The organism is Mesorhizobium sp. BAC0120, assembly GCF_033542235.1.
Classification (GTDB): Bacteria; Pseudomonadota; Alphaproteobacteria; order Rhizobiales; family Rhizobiaceae; genus JAWRCU01.
Map to the genome: position 1 here is coordinate 203310 of NZ_JAWRCU010000008.1, position 16776 is coordinate 220085.

Here is a 16776-nt window from a genome sequence, read left to right on the forward strand (position 1 = left end):
CGCAGAACTCTACCAGTGGTCGTTCCATTCTGGCGATCTATCCCCAGAGCGGTCACCTTCAAGCTGGACACCCTGATTCAGGCTGTACAAACGGCGGCTTTTCGCCGCGTCGAACGTCCGAGACGAAGGAGCTTGCTGAAATCACCGGCGCATCCCGCGAGCGTCAGCTTACCGCATCTCGTGCCCGGCTCCGGACAGGCAGAAGACGGCCCACCAGAACGGTCATCCAGTTTTTTCGCGACTTCGCTCACCGCGCTCATCGTCCTGCGCGCGCTCTATGGCATCACGATGGGCGGCGAGTTGGGGGTCGGGGCTTAGCTCAAGCCATACGTGTCAGGCAGCTTTCGCACCGAAAGCGGCTAGCTGGAGCACTTCCAGAAAGGTGGCGAACTGGTGCCCCGGATTCAGCTCGGGCCTTTTCGAATGCCTGAGCGCCGCAGCAGAAAGCCGAGCATAGCACGCGTCGTCGTCCCACAGGCGTCGGAGCGCAGCAACCCAGTCGTCCAGCGGAGCGTCGTAGTCCAGCACGATGCCGCCTTCGCCAATTGATTCCGGCAAACCGCCACGCGTCGATCCGAGCACGGGAATGCCGCTGAATTGGGCTTCCGATGCCACGCGCCCCCAAGCCTCTTCCCATTTGCTCGGCATCAGCACGACTCGCGCCTTGCCATACACAGACCTCATGTTATAGGTCCGAGAATACAACGCCACGTTCGGAAGTTCCTGAAGACGCCGCAATAGAGTTCTTTTATATTCGTCGTTTAGTGCCCAGCTTTCGTTGAACGAAAACGGTATGTCGGGGCATCGCCGTGCAATCTCGATTGCCAGATCCACACCTTTGATCGGATACGGATTGATGAACGTGACGTTTTCTCGGGAACTCGTCGTGCGATACAAGGAGGCGTCGATCAAAGGGGGGATGACGGTCGAACTGACGCCGAAGGCTTGCTTGTAGCGGGCTGCGGTAAACTGCGAATTCGAGATGTAGCTCGCGAGACGCAGGTCTGCTGGATTTCCGCCGAGTTCGTCGAACTCGACATTTCGAAAGTACAGAACGACGGGAATTCCGCTGCTCTCGAGGCTGCTCGCTATCTTCATGGTGTCGCCATTCTGGACGACAGCCACATCTGGTCTGAACCGCTCGGCCACCTCGGTTGCAGCAGTAGGATCCCACGCGCGGAAGACGGGGTAGCCCATCCTTTCGTCCCTGGCGAAAAGCTTGCGCTTAAGCCGCTTGTTGACCCGTGCCCGAAATGCAGTCCAATCGCCGCCTCTCAGCTTGCAGAGCACGGCAGGGTGATGTCCGTGCTTCCTGAGTTCGGTGGCCAGTTGATGCGTGCTCGATTGAGCGCCTCCAGCGATTTGCGGCAGGTAAGCGTTTCCGGTGGTAAACAGGATGCGCAATTGCTGCTCCTATGGTCGCCGCTCGCGCAATCTCCTGCCGCCGACGTGCTCGAGCTTTACGGGTGCGTGAATAGGGTTCGCGCAGCCCGCTCTCCTCGGGCTGCTACCCGCTCGCTTTTCGCCAACCGATCCATCTATAGCGCCTGCGCCACCGGTCTAGGGTTGCACGGGGGGAGTACAGCAGTTTCAGCGATCCCGGCCCAATCAGCGCTTGAAGAGCGCGTAAGAGAGGTATCGCCAGGCTCCCGCCAGGTTCCCTGCAACAATTGTCCTGTGAGACAGCTGTAGAGCTACGTCGAATTTCTTTCCGCCAAACAATTCAAACACGCTGTTCCGCAGATTCCAGTAGAAGTGCCTATCGAGGACTTTGCCGGATACCAGGTTTTTAGCCAGGAGCGCCCCATTGCCGTACTCGTAGGCAAACTTGAGACGCTTGATCTCATTCAGATCGCGACGACCATGATAATGGAATACGGTCATATCAGGAACATATTCGACGGGGATGCCGGCTTTGTGCGCTCGGTAAACCAGATCGGTGTCTTCGGCTGCCAAAAAAGGCGCGCCTGGCCCAAAACGCTCGTCGAAAGAACCGATCAACTCGATGACACGGCTGGCCATCGTCAAATTCGCGCCATGAACAAACCCTGAAGGGTGAATCAAGCCGCCCAGTCGGGAGACTTTGTTTTCAGTCTTGATAGTGAATGGAAGGTCAGAAGGGTCCCCAAGTTCGACTCGGCCTCCTCGAACGACGGGACCAGTGTCGCCCGAGTAGTGTCGAACGAGGTCGGAGAAGTAGCCGATCGACAGCCGGCAATCGTCGTCTACGAACACAAGGACCTCACCCCTTGAGCTCTTGATCCCTGTGTTCTTGGCACAGGAGACGCCTGGGCGCGGTTCATACAAGACTTTCGCATTGACCCCTACACAGCTTTTCCAGCCAGCGAACGACTCCTGAGTGTTGTCACTGGATCCATTGTCGACGACGATGATCTCCAGCCTGATGTCGTGTTCCGCCTGGGATGCTGCTACCACCGAATCCAGCGCAGCAGGCAGGATGGCCGCGCGGTTTCGCGTGCAGAGGATGACGGACACGTCCATTTGACATAGTCGACCGCCGGCGCACGTCCTGGCGGTCATCGCACACTAAGCCCTGAAACAGCAGTGCTCCGGATTTGCAGGATCCACGTGCTGATGACGAACTAGGGCGACAATCGCCAGATTCCATACGAAATCTTCGAGACGGTGGATCGTTGGTGCCTGGCGTTCCTCATGCTGGTGCCTGGCGACCGAGGTCTGCGCGTAAGCTTTGCATCCATCCTCGCGCAGGTTCCACGCTCACTCCCGTCGCAGGACAAGCTCGACTCCCGTCTCCGCCCCTGTCCCGTCTCCGCCCTATATAGAATAGCGGCGGGCACCAGAGGCAGGAGGCAGCCATGCCTGCATTGTCCGATCTCCGCTCGCTCACGCCCTCGCAGCGGAACGCCGTCATCGCGAGCTTTCTTGGCTGGACGCTGGACGCGTTCGATTTCTTCATCCTCGTCTTCGTCCTGAAATATGTGGCCGAGGAGTTCGGGACGGACATTGCGCGCGTCACGATCGCGATCACGCTGACGCTCGCCATGCGTCCGGTGGGCGCGCTGCTCTTCGGCTACGTCGCCGATACGTACGGCCGGCGCATAACCCTGATGGCCAATGTTCTGGCCTATTCCATCCTGGAATTTGCGTCCGGCTTCGCGCCGTCGCTTACCGCGCTCATCGTGCTCCGCGCGCTCTACGGCATCGCCATGGGCGGCGAGTGGGGCGTCGGGGCGTCGCTCGCGATGGAGACGATTCCGGTGAACACGCGCGGGCTCATTTCCGGCCTCCTGCAGGCGGGCTACCCCTCGGGTTATCTGATTGCCTCGCTCGTCTTCTTCCTGCTCTTCCCGCTGATCGGCTGGCGCGGCATGTTCATGGTCGGTGCGCTGCCGGCGCTGCTGGTGCTCTATATCCGCACGAAGGTCGATGAATCGCCGGTCTTCCTGGCGCGCCAGAATGAAGCCGGCGGCCTGGCCTTGTGGCGCACGTTGCGGCGGCATGTCGGCCTGGCCATCTATTCGGTGCTGCTGATGACCGCCTTCAACTTCTTCAGCCACGGCACGCAGGACATCTATCCGACGTTCCTCGAGGTGCAGCGGCAGTTCTCGGTACGAACCGTCGGCCTGATCGCCGTCATCTACAATATCGGCGCGATAATCGGCGGCATCGTCTTCGGCCTCCTCTCGGAAAGGATCGGACGCAGGCGCGCCATCGTCATCGCGGCCTTGCTTGCTCTGCCGATCATCCCGCTGTGGGTCTACGCCTCCGGCCCGGTGCTGCTCGCGATCGGCGCGTTTCTCATGCAGTTCGCGGTGCAAGGCGCCTGGGGCATCATTCCCGCGCATCTCAACGAGCTCTCGCCCAACGCGATCCGCGGAACGTTTCCCGGCTTCACCTATCAGCTCGGCAATTTGCTCGCTTCCGCCAATGCCACGATCCAGGCGGGCATCGCCCAGCACTATGGCGGCGATTACGCCTTCGCGCTTGCGCTGGTGGTAGGGGTGGTTGCCGTCGCCGTGGCGCTTCTGGCCGGCTTCGGGGTGGAGGCGAAGGGAGTGGAGTTCGGAGGGACGCGGGAGGGCCCTGTACGCGTGGGTGAGTGGCAGGAAAGAGGCGTCTGACGATGTCAAGGGCGCGGCGCCGGCGACCCCCTCCCCCTTGTGGGGAGGGATTCAGGGTGGGGGTGCCTCGCGATCACCTTGCAAGGTTAGCTGACGCAGATGGCACTTCCGGCTTGGATTGGCGCGCGTCGGACCCCCACCCTGAATCCCTCCCCACAAGGGGGAGGGAGGCACCAGCGTCGCGCTTCCGCGCAGCAGCCCAACCCAAAGTCAACTTGCAGCCTCCAGCCAGCCTCCTGAAAACCCTGCCCTGCGCAAACCGGCCACCAGCGGCTGGCAGCGGTGCATGATCTTCCAGAGCAGGCCGGTCCGGTAGTTTTCGACCATCAGCACGACCGGTCCCTGGTCGATGCCGAAGTGGCAGGGAGTGACCCACCACCCGGTAGGACTGTCTTCGACGGCGAATGACCGGTTGAACGATGGCTTGAACCCGTAAAGCCGTGTTGCGCCGAGGTCCATCCGGGCAAAGTTGCGAGCCGTGGGGATGACGATCTCCGGGGCAAAGGGCATCGAGGCGACGACAGCCCAGGGCGCAACCGTCCCGTCGTCGGGGCCGAAGGGAGCGCCGCGGTCGATGTAGTCGAAGAACTCCCGTTTGACGCCGTTGACCTCCCGCGTGACCCAGCCGGGCCCATCGCTCGCGCTGAACCCCCAGCAATATTTTCCATAGCCGGCCCAATGCATCGGATTGTGGATTGCGTATTCCTGCTGGACGAAAGTCGCCTGCCGGCTGTTCTCGAAATAGTCGCTGTCGTGCTCACGCATGAAGGCGTCGCGGATGCCGCGGAAGTCGACCCACATATGCGAAAGCTGATGGGTGAAGAGCGGCCCCGAATAGAGCAGCTCGCGGCCGTAGATCTTCTTCCACTCGTATGTTTCGGTGTAGGCGGCGTAGCTCTCGGGCGGCAACGGATGGGTCGGCGACCCGAGCCCCAGAAAATAGAGCAGCAGGCCTTCGTCGTAGCCACGCCAGCGATACGGGATGAAGCCGCTTTCCGGGCGCCAGCCATGGGTGAGCGTGACACCGCCGTCGCGGGCCCAGTTCCAGTCGGCACGCTCATAGAGCTCGGTGGCGAGTTGACGGATTTCCACCTCTTCCGGTGTGTCCCGATCGAAGTAGGTCGCGGCCGTCAGGGCGCCTGCGAACAGGAACGCCGAGTCGATCGTCGACAGCTCGCACTGCCAGACGCGGTGACCGTTTTCCATGTCCAGGAAATGATAGAAGAAGCCTTTGTAGCCGGAGGCGTCCGGCTCGGGTCCCTGGGGGAGCTGGATCAGATATTGCAACCGCCTGCGGGTAAGCTTGCCCGCATATTCACGGACCATGATGTCACGTTCCACGATAACGGGCACCGACGCCATCGCCATGCCGATTGCGGCGATGCTCGCTGGCGCCCCCTGCTCCGTCCTGTCGCGAACCAGGCCGTTGTCGGGATTCGTGGCGTGGATGTAGTACATCAAAGTGGTGAACTGCAGCCGACGCCAGTCTTCATCGGTCAGCTGCCGGTGGATTTCAGTCAAGGACATCAGTTCGGGCATAGCCGTCACCGGTACAGAGCTGCGTGTGAATGTCAGCCGGCACAAGCCAGTGCTCTCTGCATAGGATAACCGCATCTCGTCCAACGCGACAGCCGGACGCCCTTCACACTTGCCCTAGGCTGCAGCTGCGGAGGGTGGACCGGGCACGTCTACCGCTAAACGGCAGATTGTAGGGCGCGACTCTGGTGCCCCCCTCCCCCTTGTGGGGAGGGATTCAGGGTGGGGGTGCGGCGCACGCCCAACCGAGCCGGAGATGGCATCTGAGCATCGCTAACCGACAGGCTGAGCGCCGGGGCACCCCCACCCTCTATCCCTCCCCACAAGGGGGAGGGAGTCACCAGCGCCGCGCCAGATCCAATTTCGCTCCCGCCAATGGAGAGAAGGACGCCGGCCGCTATGACGGCGCTCGTCCCCTACCCCGGTCGACAGTCGCTCGATCAGGGAGCGGCAAGGAGTGCGTCGAGCAACGGGGCCAGGCCGCCCCAGACGTAGAGTTTGAAGATCGCTACGCCGATCAGCGCGGCGAATCCCATGCCAAAGACACCGGCAAGCCTGCTTCCGCCTGCCAGCTCGTCTATTTGACTCCGAGCTTCCCGCAAACTGGCAAAGTCGCCGAGATACTGATCGAAGGGGTCGGTGACCCGCCATCGGCCTGTGCTGTCGTCGGGTTCAATAAGGAAGCTATGGTAGCGACACGCTTTCATCTGGCTTTCTACATGCAGCTCGGTTTTGGGCATTGTTATCGGCGTCTTGGCAAGGACGCGCACGCTTCCATCGGGTGGCATGACAGTCCAATGATGCAAACAAAGGTAGGCGCGAAAGGTCTGACGGTCAATCTAGGGTTGAACATCATTCCATTCGCCTGAGAAGGACCAGCCCTGTCCCTCTGCGTTTGAACCACCGACGGCCGCAACCCACGATTCAATTTGACTTTGCCAACAGCCGCTCCTAGCGTGCTTCCCGTAGCTGGTATGAAAGGTATGCCAGGTGCGTGGGGTCACTGTCCGGCAGCGCAAGCTCTACGAGGATATCGCGGACCATCTCGAGCAGATGATCCGCGACGGCGAGTTTGCCGAAAGCGACCACCTCCCCTCCGAACGAGACCTGATGCGCCACTTCGGCGTTGGCCGTCCGGCCGTCCGCGAAGCCCTGTTCCATTTGCGCAAGATGGGCCTGGTGGAAGTGCGCTCAGGCGAACGGGCAAAGGTCACCCGTCCGACGCCGCAATTCGTGATCGAAGGACTGTCCGGGACGGCGCGCCACATGCTTGCAGCGCCCGACGGCGTCCAGAATTTCCAGAGCGCGCGACTATTCTTCGAGATCGGGCTCGCCCGGCACGCGGCACTCCATGCGACGGCCGAGGATATAGCCACCTTCGAGGCCGCGCTCGATCAGAACCAGAATTCGATCGGCGACCTCAAGCAATTCGAGCGAACGGACGTGGCCTTCCACTATGTGCTCGCCGTCGTGCCGCGCAATCCGATCTTCACGGCGGTCCACGCAGCCTTCGCCGAATGGCTTCTGGAGCAGCGTCATACGACGCTCGCCCCCGGCGAAGACGTGAAAGCCTATGAGGCCCATCGTGCCATCTTCGAGGCAGTCGCCGCGCGCGATCCCGACCGCTCGGAGCAGGCGATGCGCGAGCACCTCGAATATGTGACGCGGCGTTACACCGATGTCGTCGGGAGCCGCGGATGAACGCCTACGCGATCATCGTGGACTTTGAGCTCAAGCCCGGCGCGCAGCAGGCGTTCCGCCGCCTGGTGGACGAGAATGCTCGCGCCTCCGTGGAGAATGAGCGTGGATGCCGACGCTTCGACGTGCTCGAGCCCAGGGACGCGACGGACCGCGTGCTGCTCTACGAAATATACGAGGACGAGGCGGCATTCGCCGACCACCTCAACTCGCTGCATTACGAACGTTTCGATCGCGAAAGCGCATCGCTGGTCAGTCAAAAGTCGGTGACGCAGTGCGATCTAGTTTGCAACGGATTGCCTGCCAATACATCGGAAGGAAAGCCGGTCGGCTACGACCGGCGGGAGTAGAAACAACACAGGCGTGGGAGGAGCGAAATGGCAGAGCCGGGTCTCAAGGAACTGTCGGCCACGAGGAAGCCGAAACTCGGGCACTTCATCGTCGAATTTGCCACGCCGGGCATTGGCCACATCCTGAAGTCGGCGGGTTGCGATTTCGTGCTGTTCGACCTCGAGCATTCGGGGTTCGGGTTCGAGACGGTGAAAAGCGCACTGCGCTATTTCGAGGCGGCGCAACTGCCTGCGATCGTGCGCGTGCCCTCACGCGAATACCACCATATCGCCCGAGCCATGGACATGGGCGCCGAAGGCCTCATGCTGCCAATGGTGGGCAATCCGGCGGAGGTCCGCCACATCATCGATTCCATGAAGTACCACCCGGTCGGAAAGCGTGGCGTCGCGCTCCAGGTGGCACATGATCGCTATCGCCCCGGATCGGTTGCCGACAAGTTCGTCGCCTCCAACCGGCGCACCACCCTTTTCTGCCAGATCGAGACGGAAGAGGGGGTGGAGAACGCCGATGAGATGGCGGCGATCGACGGCGTCGATTGCCTCTGGGTCGGCCATTTCGACCTGTCCGTCTCGCTGGGCATTCCCGGCGAGTTCGACCATCCGAAATTCAAACAAGCCATCGAGAAGACGGTGGCTGCCGTCAGGAAGCACAACAAGGCCCTGGGGCGGCTCGTGCCGACCGTCGAACAGGGCATCGAGCTCAACGCGCAGGGCTTCGACTTCATCTGCTATTCCGGAGATGTCTGGGTGCTGCACAATGCGCTGGCAGAAGCGATCGGCAAGCTTCGCGCTGGCTGCAAGGAAGTGGGCTGAACCGGGAGGTTGACCATGCCAGGCAAGTTTCGCGTCGCACTCTCCGGAGACTTCAGGAAGGCGGACGGCTCGCCCACCTATCCCGATTTCGACCTCGCTCCGCTCATGGCTGCCCCGGATGTCGAGACGGAGTTCCTCGAGCCCGCAAATCCGATCCGTGGCGATCAGCTCGAAGATTTTGATGCCCTTATTTTGCTCGCGCACCGGTTCGGACCGGAGAGCGTTCCGAGCAGCGGCCGGCTCGGCGTCGTCGCCCGGTTTGGCGTGGGCTACGACACGGTCGATGTCGAAGCCTGCACCAAGGCCGGCATAGCGCTCGTGATCACCCCGGATGGGGTGAGACGGCCGGTCGCGGTCTCGATCGTGACGCTGATGCTCGCGCTCACGGGCAAGCTCATGATCAAGGACCGGCTGACCCGGGAGGGCGCCGCCGGCTTCGCCAAGCGGTCCGATCACATGGGTATCGGCCTTGTCGGCCGCACCTTCGGATCGCTCGGGGTCGGCAATATCGGGGCAGAGGTGTTCCGCCTGTTGAAGCCCTTCGAGATGAGGCTCATTGCCCACGACCCGTATATCGACAAGGCCGTCGCCTCCGAATTGGGAATAGAGCTCGTCGGTCTCGAGGAGCTGTTCAGGAGAGCCGACGTGCTGTCCGTCAGCATTCCGCTGGCGCCGGAAACCCGGCATTTCGTCAATGCCGAACGGCTGGCGCTGATGAAGCCGACTGCTTTCCTGATCAACACCGCGCGAGGCCCGATCGTCGATCAGAAAGCGCTGACGGCTGCGCTGCAGGAGCGCCGGATCGCCGGTGCCGGTCTGGACGTCCTGGAACAGGAGCCGCCCGATCCGGGCGATCCGATCCTGCAACTGGACAACGTCATTCTGGCCCCGCACGCGCTCTGCTGGACCGATCAATGCTTCGCCGGCAACGGCGCGGCCGACGTCAAGGCAGTTCTCGATTTTCAACATGGGCGTGTGCCTCGCGGCGTCGTCAATAGAGACGTTTTGCAGAGCCCGGCCTGGACGCGTCGCCTGGCCGGGATGGCGGCACAATTCGGAGGATAGAAGGAAAGAGAATTCGATCCAAAGGGCGCGGACGCGCCGCCCGGTACCGGCGGCGATTTCAACGACAGGAACGCCCCTCCCGCAGCGCTCACGGGTGGGCGAAGCAAAGGATGCGAGCCGCGAGGCGGCATCGCATCCCATGGGAGGAGTAACTGGCATGAACGACCGTGAAAGACGGGATTTCGCAGCTGGACTGTCGGCCGAGGTGGATGCCTGGCTGCGCGGAGAGCCGACGCGCAGGACCTTCATCACGAAATTCGGGCAGGCGATCGGCATGCTGCCGATTGCCGGTGGAGTTCTCGGCTCCATGGCGGAATGGGCGCTTGCCCAGGCAGGCGCAGAACTCGCCGATCCGTCGACGCCGCTCGGCAAGGCGCAGGTGGCAGCGCTGAAAGCATCCAGCGAAGGGCCGGCCGACGGCTCGGCTTATCGCGCGGTCCAGGCCGCCAAGCAATATTCCGGCGTCACCCTGAACATGACCTACGAATCCGGGCTGCAGGCGCTCGACCCGCGCAACTTCTCCGGTCCGATGTGGGAACAGCTCACCGGCATCAAGTCGAACGTCGTCGAGCTGTCGCATCCCGACCAGTACTCGAAACCGGTCGCCGAGCACATCGCCGCCTCGGGCGCCTACGACATTCTCGACATCGAGCCGGCCTGGACGCCTTCGCTCGCGGATGGCGGTGTGATTGCGCCGCTCGACGACTATATCGCCAAGTACCTGAACAAGGCGGATCTCGACGACTATCATCCGCTCTACAAGGCGCTGCCAACCTACAAGGGCAAGATCTGGGGCTTCTTCGACGACGGCGACATGTTCGCGCTCTATTACCGGCGCGACATCTTCGAAGATGCAAAACTCAAGGAAGCTTATCAGACCAAGTTCGGCAAGCCGCTCGAAGTGCCGAAAACATGGGAGGATTACGCGCAGGTCGCGCAATTCATCACCGATCAGCTTGCGCCCAAAGTCTACGGAGCCGGCCACTTCAGAAAGGCCGGCAGCCCCGGAAACCAGTTCGACTTCCTGCAGCAATACCGTGCCAATGGCGGCCAGTTCTTCGACGCCAACATGAAGGCGCAGCTCGCCTCGCCCGCCGGCATCAAGACGCTTCAGAACATGATCGCGGCGAACAAGGCTTCCATCCCCGGCAACAACGAGCTCGATGCTGTGTCACTATGGGCAGCCTGGCTGCAGGGCAAAGTCGCGATGATCTACTCGTGGCCGCCGACCGGCCGCATGACGGCCGGCTATTCGCAGAGCGACAAGGCGATCAACTTCATCCCGCAATCGTCGATCGCCGACAAGGTCGGCTACGCCATCGTGCCAAGCAATCCCGAGATGGCGACCGGGTACAACAAGGCGCTTGCGGCGGACTCGGCCAACCCTGATGCCGCCTATCTGTTCATGCAGTGGGCGGTCTCGCCGCCTGTCTCGCTGGCTCGCGTCATGCTGCCTTACTCGCTGCGCGATCCGTACCGGCTGTCGCATTACGAGTCGGACCTCTACGGCTCGCTCTTCCCGACGGCGAAGGACTATCTGCGCAACCTGAACAACTCGGCGAATGTCGCTCTGCTCGATTTGATCATGCCGGGCTGGCAGGACTATGCCCTCACCCTCGACCGGATGTGCACGTCGGTCTGGGCCGGCACGGACCCGAAGGCGGCGCTCGAGACGGCGGCCGCGGAGTGGGATGCGACGACGGAACGGTTGGGCACGGACAGCCAGAAGGCTTTCTTCGAAGAGTACAAGAAGCTGCCCGGATCGTCCGCGGATCACACCGTCGAAAAGATGGGAATGGCCGTCACTCTGGACTGAGAAGAACCTTCCCCGCGCCGGCAGACCAGCCGGCGCGGGACCCTAAATCCGAGCACTTCGAGCGGTATCGCAGGGAAGGAAACGAGGATGGCGGTCAGCAGCGGGCTGGAACAAGGCGCGCGGGTGGGAGCACTTCCGCCGCTCTCCGCCTTTTCGAACTGGAGCGACCGCAACTTCAAATGGCTGCTCATCGCGCCGGCCGTCATCCTGATCCTGGCGCTCTCCGTCTACCCGCTGCTGTTCTCCGTCTGGGTCGCCTTCGTCAATTACGATTTCCAGGTTCCCGGCCACGCATTCGTCGGACTCAAGAACTTCAGCCTGGTGATTTTCGATCCTGTCGCGCGCTGGTCCCTGGCGCTTACGGCAATGCTGTCGGCAGCGAATGTCATCCTCGAATTCGCGCTTGGGCTCGCCCTAGCGCTGGCGATGGTGCGCAACTTCGCCGGTCGAGGACTCGTGATGTCCATCATCATCGTGCCGCTGTTCATAAGCCCGGTGATCGTCGGGCAGGCTTGGGCCCTGCTGCTGCAGCGTCCGTTCGGGCCGACCAACTATATACTCGGCAAGATCATCGGGAGCGAGGTCGCGATCGGCTGGCTGACGGAAAGCCCGTGGATCTACATCTCCCTGATCCTCGCCGACGTCTGGCAGTGGACGCCCTTCATGTTCGTCATCCTGCTCGCCGGGCTGACCTCGATCCCTCCCAACCTCTATGAGGCAGCCGAGCTCGACGGCGTGAATGCCTGGCAGGCCTTCTGGGCGATCACCGTGCCGCACCTTGCGCCGATGATGCTGCTTGCGCTGGCCTTCCGCCTGCTCGACGCCGTGAAGCTGTTCGATACGATCTTCATCATGACCGGCGGCGGGCCGGGCACGAAGACCTACACCGCCTCGTTTTACCTCTACACCGTCGGTTTCACCCAGTTTCACCTGTCGCAGGCGACTGCGGGCAGCTGGATATTCCTGGTGCTGACGGCAATCATTGTCGGCCTTCTGGTCAGGCGACTGCTTCGCGCGGAGGCCCAATGAGCATGGGTGGCGCGACCAAAAGATGGCGGGTTCGCTCCGAGGCGGGGCGCATGCTCTTCATCGGCATCTATCTCTTGTTCGTGCTCATCCCGCTCTATTGGATGTTCATCACCTCCATAAAGCCCAGCGACGACTATCTGGCCGTTCCGCCGGTCTGGTTTCCCAGTCAGCCGACCCTTGTCCATTACAATGCGGCTCTGTTTGCCTATCGTGGGCTGACGGGCCTGATGAACAGCATCGTCGTTTCGCTCTCCGCAACAGCCCTATCAGCGTTCTTCGGAACGCTGATGGCCTACAGCTTTGCGCGCTTCAACACGGGCGGCCGGCACCTCTCCTTCTGGGTGCTGTCGCAGCGCTTCCTTCCGCCGATCGCGGTGGTGCTGCCCATCTTCCTCATCTATCGCACCTTCGGCCTCCACGACACGCGTTTCGGCCTGATCATCGCCTACACCGTCTTCACGCTTCCGGTGTCCGTGTGGATGATGTTCGCCTATTTCCGGCAGATGCCGAAATCGATGGAGGATGCCGCACTCGTCGACGGATGCACGCGCTGGCAGGCTTTCTGGCAGGTCGCCGTGCCGCTCGCAGCACCCGGCATCGTGGCGGCGGCGGTGTTCGCCTTCATCGCCTGCTGGACGGAATTCTTCTTCGCCCTGATCCTCACCAGCCGATACGCCTTTACGCTTCCGACCGTCTTCCGCGCATTTCTCGGCTTTCAGGGTGCGCAATACGGTGAAGCGAGCGCACTCGCCATCGCATCGCTGGTGCCCTCGATTGCCCTCGGCGTTCTGGCGCAGCGACACCTTGTGCGAGGGCTGACGCTGGGTGCGGTGCGGGGATGACGGCCAAGCTCCAAGGGATCGATATGCAATGGCAAGGGTGAAGATCAGCGGGCTGCACAAGCATTTCGGCGCTGTTCCTGCGGTGCGCGGCGTCGATCTCGACATAGCCGACGGCGAATTCACCGTTCTGGTCGGCCCGTCCGGCTGCGGCAAGAGCACTCTGCTCAGGACCATCGCCGGGCTCGAGGAGGTGAGCGAGGGCACGATCGAGATCGGCGGCGACGTGGTGAATGACATGCGTCCGCGTGACCGCGACATCGCCATGGTATTCCAGGACTATGCGCTCTACCCCCACATGACCGTCGAGCGGAACATCGGCTTCGGTCTGAAGGCGCGGAAACTGCCCCCGCCCGAGGTCGCAAAGCGCGTGAAGCGAGCCGCCGAGATGCTCGGAATAACCGCCTTCCTGCCGCGCTATCCCCGTCAACTCTCCGGCGGACAAAGGCAGCGCGTGGCGATCGGACGGGCGATTGTGCGAAACCCGCGTCTGTTCCTCTTCGACGAGCCGCTGTCCAATCTCGATGCCCAATTGCGGGATGGGATGCGCGCGGAGATCAAGCGCCTGCATCAGGAAATCGGGACGACGATGATCTACGTCACGCACGACCAGATCGAGGCGATGACGCTTGCGGACCGTATCGTGCTGATGCGTGACGGCGTGGTCGAGCAGCAGGGCGCGCCGCTCGAGCTGTTCGAGCGGCCGGCGACCCGTTTCGTCGCTGGTTTCCTGGGATCCCCGCAAATGTCGTTTCTGCCGGGCAGGCTGCTCAACGGAGCAGGCGAGCTTCGGCTCACCCTAGGCGATGGCAGCCTTGTCCTACCGCTTCCGCAGGCCAAGAAACTGGGCGGTGCTGCCGACGGCCAGAACGTGCTTTTGGGGCTGAGGCCCGAACATATGACGCGCGCTCACGGAGAGCCCGGCCAGGGGGTTGTGCGGTACGATGCGACGATCGAGCTCGTCCAGCCGACCGGTTCGCGCAGTTATGCGACGTTCCGCCTGGCCGGCCAGCCGGTCATCGCGGAGTTGCAGGCCCATGACGTGGGCCGTCCCGGTGAAAAACTCGCCATCGACATCAATCTGCAGCGCGCGTCCATCTTCGATGCGGGCACCGAACGGACACTCTGAAGGAGAATTCCGGTGGTCTCTCGTGCCATTAAGCTCTGCGGCACTGACATCGTCGACCCGCCGACGCGGGTGCTTCGAGCGGGCCCGCTTTCGGTCGAGCTCGACAACGGCGCTCTGCGCTACGTTCGCTTCGGCGGGACGGAAGTGCTGCGGGCGATCGCTTTTCTGGTCCGCGACGAGAATTGGGGGACCTTCACGCCTGAAATCCGCGACCTCGTCATCGAAGAGGCCGCCGACCGGTTCACCGTGCGCTATTCAGCCACCTGCAGTGATGACCGGCGCAGGCTTTCCTACGAAGCCGCTATAACCGGACAGAGCGACGGTTCCCTCTCCTTCGAGGCTATCGCCACGCCCGAGACGGACGTGGTCACGAACCGAACCGGCTTCATCGTGCTCCATCCCGTCGAAGGGGTGGCCGGCTACCCTGTCCGGGTCGCGCACGTGGACGGTCGCGAGGAGCAAGCCGTCTTTCCCGATACGATCGATCCCATGTGCCCCTTCCAGGGCATACGGTCGCTCTCCCATCAGATCGCCCCGAATTTATGGGCAACCTGCACCATGCAGGGCGACGCGTTCGAGATGGAAGACCAGCGCAACTGGTCCGACGCCTCCTACAAGACTTATGTACGTCCCCTGGCCGAGCCTTGGCCCTATACCTTGCCGAACGGTGAACCGATCCGACAGTCGGTGACGCTTTCGATTTCTCGACAGCTGCCGTCCGCCTCATCGAAGAACGCAGTATCCGACGGAACCGTCGCGATCGCGATCGGCCAGGAATCCGGAACGATGCCGGCGATCGGGATCGGCGTGCCGGCGGAAGAAGCGCCGTACGCGCTCGAGCGGCTTGATCTCCTCAAGCGGCTGGCCCCGAAATGGCTGGTCTGCCAGGTCGACCTCCGCCAGGGTCACGGCTGCAGAGAACTCGAGCTCTACCGCGACCTCGGACAAGCGACAGGCGCCGAGATCGTGCTGGAGATCATCACGCGCGGCAGCATGGCTCCGCAATCGGAATTGAGCGCGCTGGCCACGGAGGCGAGCGAGGCGGGCCTGAAACCGGACGCGGTCGCCGTATTTCTCGCCCAGCACATGAAGTCGGTCCTGCCGGGCTCCCCATGGCCCGAAATGCCAAGCTTCGAGGAGCTTTACTCAGCTGCGCGGGCAGCATTTCCCGGAGCGCGACTGGGTGGAGGCATGGCCACCTATTTCACCGAGCTCAATCGCAAGCGTCCGCCGGCCGCCCTGCTCGATTACGTGACGCATACGACCTGCCCCAGTGTGCATGCCGCGGACGACCGATCCGTCATGGAGACCCTGGAGAGCCTGCCGTACCAGATCCGCTCCACGCGGGCTTTCATGGGCCACGAAATCGGCTATCGGATCGGCCCAAGCCAACTCGGCTGCCGTGAAAATGCGTACGGGAATGCAACGGCGCCAAATGAGGGCAACGCGCGCGTCTGCCTGAGCAGGATCGATCCGCGTCAGCGGGGACTGTTCAACGCCGCCTGGTCCCTCGGCTATATCGCCCGCCTGGCGAGGGATGGGGTCGAGGCGGTTGCGCTCGGCGCTCCGAGTGGACCGTTCGGCTTCGTCTATCGCCGCTGTGACTTTGCCCAACCTTATTTCGACGACGTCGAGGGGGCTGTAGTGTACCCGGCATTCCATGTGGTCGCCGGGTTGTCTCAAGCGGCAGGCGCGCAATTGTTCGAGGTCGAAAGTTCGGCAAGAGGCAAGGTCGACGGACTTGCCGTTAGGCGCTCCGGCAAAACCGAACTCTGGCTTTCGAACCTGACCGACCAGGACATATCCATACTGCTGCCAACCGAACTGGCCAATGCTGGCCGCATCTCAACTCTCGACGCAGCTGCTTTCGAGCGCCTCACCAGCGATCCGAACTACCTCGACAAGGCTGCCGGCGATCTCACCACCGCCGACTTGCAGCTCGACGCGTATTCCGTCGCGAGGATCGAGCTTGCATAGACGCTCCGCTCTTGTCTGAGAGATCTCAGGCCCCGAGCCAGTGTTTGCCGACATAGAGGGCGGCGGCCAGCCCGAGCAGGACGGGGATGATGAAGTCGACGAGTTTCGGCAGCAGCCTGTATGCGGACCGCTTGCGGCCGCGCTCGCGGCTGGGATGATCGAAATCCTGACCGAAATTCTTGGTCATGTCCGCCCCCAAGTTTGCAGGACTCGACATTAGATTTCACTAATTAATGAACTATACATTAAAGCGTTCGGGTTTTAAGTTTGCGTCCCGCTCACCTTTGCTGCGGTTGGTGCCTGCGACGATGGTGTGCACGGTTGGTCCGCCCCTGCCTTTGCGATCGAAGCCAGGATGGGGTTGAAGACCTGCCCTTTCGGTGTCACATGGTAGGCACTCGCCAACCCTCAATCGAAACCT

The 16776-nt window shown here is 62.2% G+C and carries 16 protein-coding genes; 11 read left to right on the plus strand and 5 right to left on the minus strand.

All coding sequences use genetic code 11. The features are described 5' to 3' along the window. Window positions 1-132: 132 nt before the first annotated feature. Complete coding sequence (locus SAZ10_RS19470) at window positions 133-318, plus strand: hypothetical protein (RefSeq protein WP_318611008.1); 186 nt, start codon at window positions 133-135, stop codon at window positions 316-318. Between the two features lie 15 nt (window positions 319-333). Here SAZ10_RS19470 and SAZ10_RS19475 read toward each other — a convergent pair whose 3' ends face one another. Then, on the minus strand, window positions 334-1404 hold the full coding sequence (locus SAZ10_RS19475; protein ID WP_318611009.1) for a glycosyltransferase family 4 protein: 1071 nt from the start codon (window positions 1402-1404) through the stop codon (window positions 334-336). A gap of 204 nt (window positions 1405-1608) precedes the next feature. Then, entirely contained in the window at window positions 1609-2502 is an 894-nt protein-coding gene (locus tag SAZ10_RS19480; protein WP_318611010.1) for a glycosyltransferase family 2 protein, read from the minus strand. A gap of 335 nt (window positions 2503-2837) precedes the next feature. Between SAZ10_RS19480 and SAZ10_RS19485 the strand changes: the two genes are divergently transcribed. Continuing rightward, on the plus strand, window positions 2838-4103 hold the full coding sequence (locus tag SAZ10_RS19485; RefSeq protein WP_318611011.1) for an MFS transporter: 1266 nt from the start codon (window positions 2838-2840) through the stop codon (window positions 4101-4103). Between the two features lie 210 nt (window positions 4104-4313). On the opposite strand, the gene SAZ10_RS19490 is transcribed toward SAZ10_RS19485, so the two are convergent. Next, on the minus strand, window positions 4314-5642 hold the full coding sequence (locus tag SAZ10_RS19490) for a glucoamylase family protein (RefSeq protein WP_318611012.1): 1329 nt from the start codon (window positions 5640-5642) through the stop codon (window positions 4314-4316). A 437-nt stretch (window positions 5643-6079) separates the two neighbouring features. Then, window positions 6080-6379 (minus strand): hypothetical protein, encoded by a 300-nt coding sequence (locus SAZ10_RS19495; protein ID WP_318611013.1) that lies wholly within the window; start codon window positions 6377-6379, stop codon window positions 6080-6082. A 250-nt stretch (window positions 6380-6629) separates the two neighbouring features. On the opposite strand from SAZ10_RS19495, the gene nanR reads away from it, so the two are divergent. The 9 genes from nanR (at window position 6630) to SAZ10_RS19540 (ending at window position 16355) form a co-directional block, all read left to right on the plus strand. Beyond that, window positions 6630-7340, plus strand: coding sequence for a transcriptional regulator NanR (nanR, locus tag SAZ10_RS19500; protein ID WP_318611014.1), 711 nt, complete (start codon window positions 6630-6632; stop codon window positions 7338-7340). Continuing rightward, on the plus strand, window positions 7337-7687 hold the full coding sequence (locus tag SAZ10_RS19505) for an antibiotic biosynthesis monooxygenase family protein (RefSeq protein WP_318611015.1): 351 nt from the start codon (window positions 7337-7339) through the stop codon (window positions 7685-7687). The genes nanR and SAZ10_RS19505 overlap by 4 nt, the downstream gene beginning before the upstream one ends. A gap of 27 nt (window positions 7688-7714) precedes the next feature. Continuing rightward, window positions 7715-8500 (plus strand): HpcH/HpaI aldolase family protein, encoded by a 786-nt coding sequence (locus tag SAZ10_RS19510; protein ID WP_318611016.1) that lies wholly within the window; start codon window positions 7715-7717, stop codon window positions 8498-8500. A 15-nt stretch (window positions 8501-8515) separates the two neighbouring features. Further along, complete coding sequence (locus tag SAZ10_RS19515) at window positions 8516-9565, plus strand: NAD(P)-dependent oxidoreductase (protein WP_318611017.1); 1050 nt, start codon at window positions 8516-8518, stop codon at window positions 9563-9565. Window positions 9566-9722: 157 nt separating this feature from the next. Continuing rightward, window positions 9723-11381 (plus strand): extracellular solute-binding protein, encoded by a 1659-nt coding sequence (locus SAZ10_RS19520; protein WP_318611018.1) that lies wholly within the window; start codon window positions 9723-9725, stop codon window positions 11379-11381. 87 nt (window positions 11382-11468) lie between these two features. Continuing rightward, complete coding sequence (locus SAZ10_RS19525; RefSeq protein ID WP_318611019.1) at window positions 11469-12410, plus strand: sugar ABC transporter permease; 942 nt, start codon at window positions 11469-11471, stop codon at window positions 12408-12410. Further along, entirely contained in the window at window positions 12407-13252 is an 846-nt protein-coding gene (locus tag SAZ10_RS19530) for a carbohydrate ABC transporter permease (RefSeq protein ID WP_318611020.1), read from the plus strand. Before SAZ10_RS19525 ends, SAZ10_RS19530 begins: the two co-directional genes overlap by 4 nt. Before the next feature lie 28 nt (window positions 13253-13280). Next, window positions 13281-14378: a sn-glycerol-3-phosphate ABC transporter ATP-binding protein UgpC gene (locus SAZ10_RS19535; RefSeq protein WP_318611021.1), complete on the plus strand. Its 1098-nt coding sequence runs from the start codon at window positions 13281-13283 to the stop codon at window positions 14376-14378. A gap of 12 nt (window positions 14379-14390) precedes the next feature. Further along, window positions 14391-16355: a hypothetical protein gene (locus tag SAZ10_RS19540; RefSeq protein WP_318611022.1), complete on the plus strand. Its 1965-nt coding sequence runs from the start codon at window positions 14391-14393 to the stop codon at window positions 16353-16355. A gap of 25 nt (window positions 16356-16380) precedes the next feature. Here SAZ10_RS19540 and SAZ10_RS19545 read toward each other — a convergent pair whose 3' ends face one another. Beyond that, a complete protein-coding gene (locus SAZ10_RS19545; protein ID WP_318611023.1) occupies window positions 16381-16542 on the minus strand; it encodes a hypothetical protein in 162 nt (53 codons plus the stop codon). Between the last annotated feature and the right edge of the window lie 234 nt (window positions 16543-16776).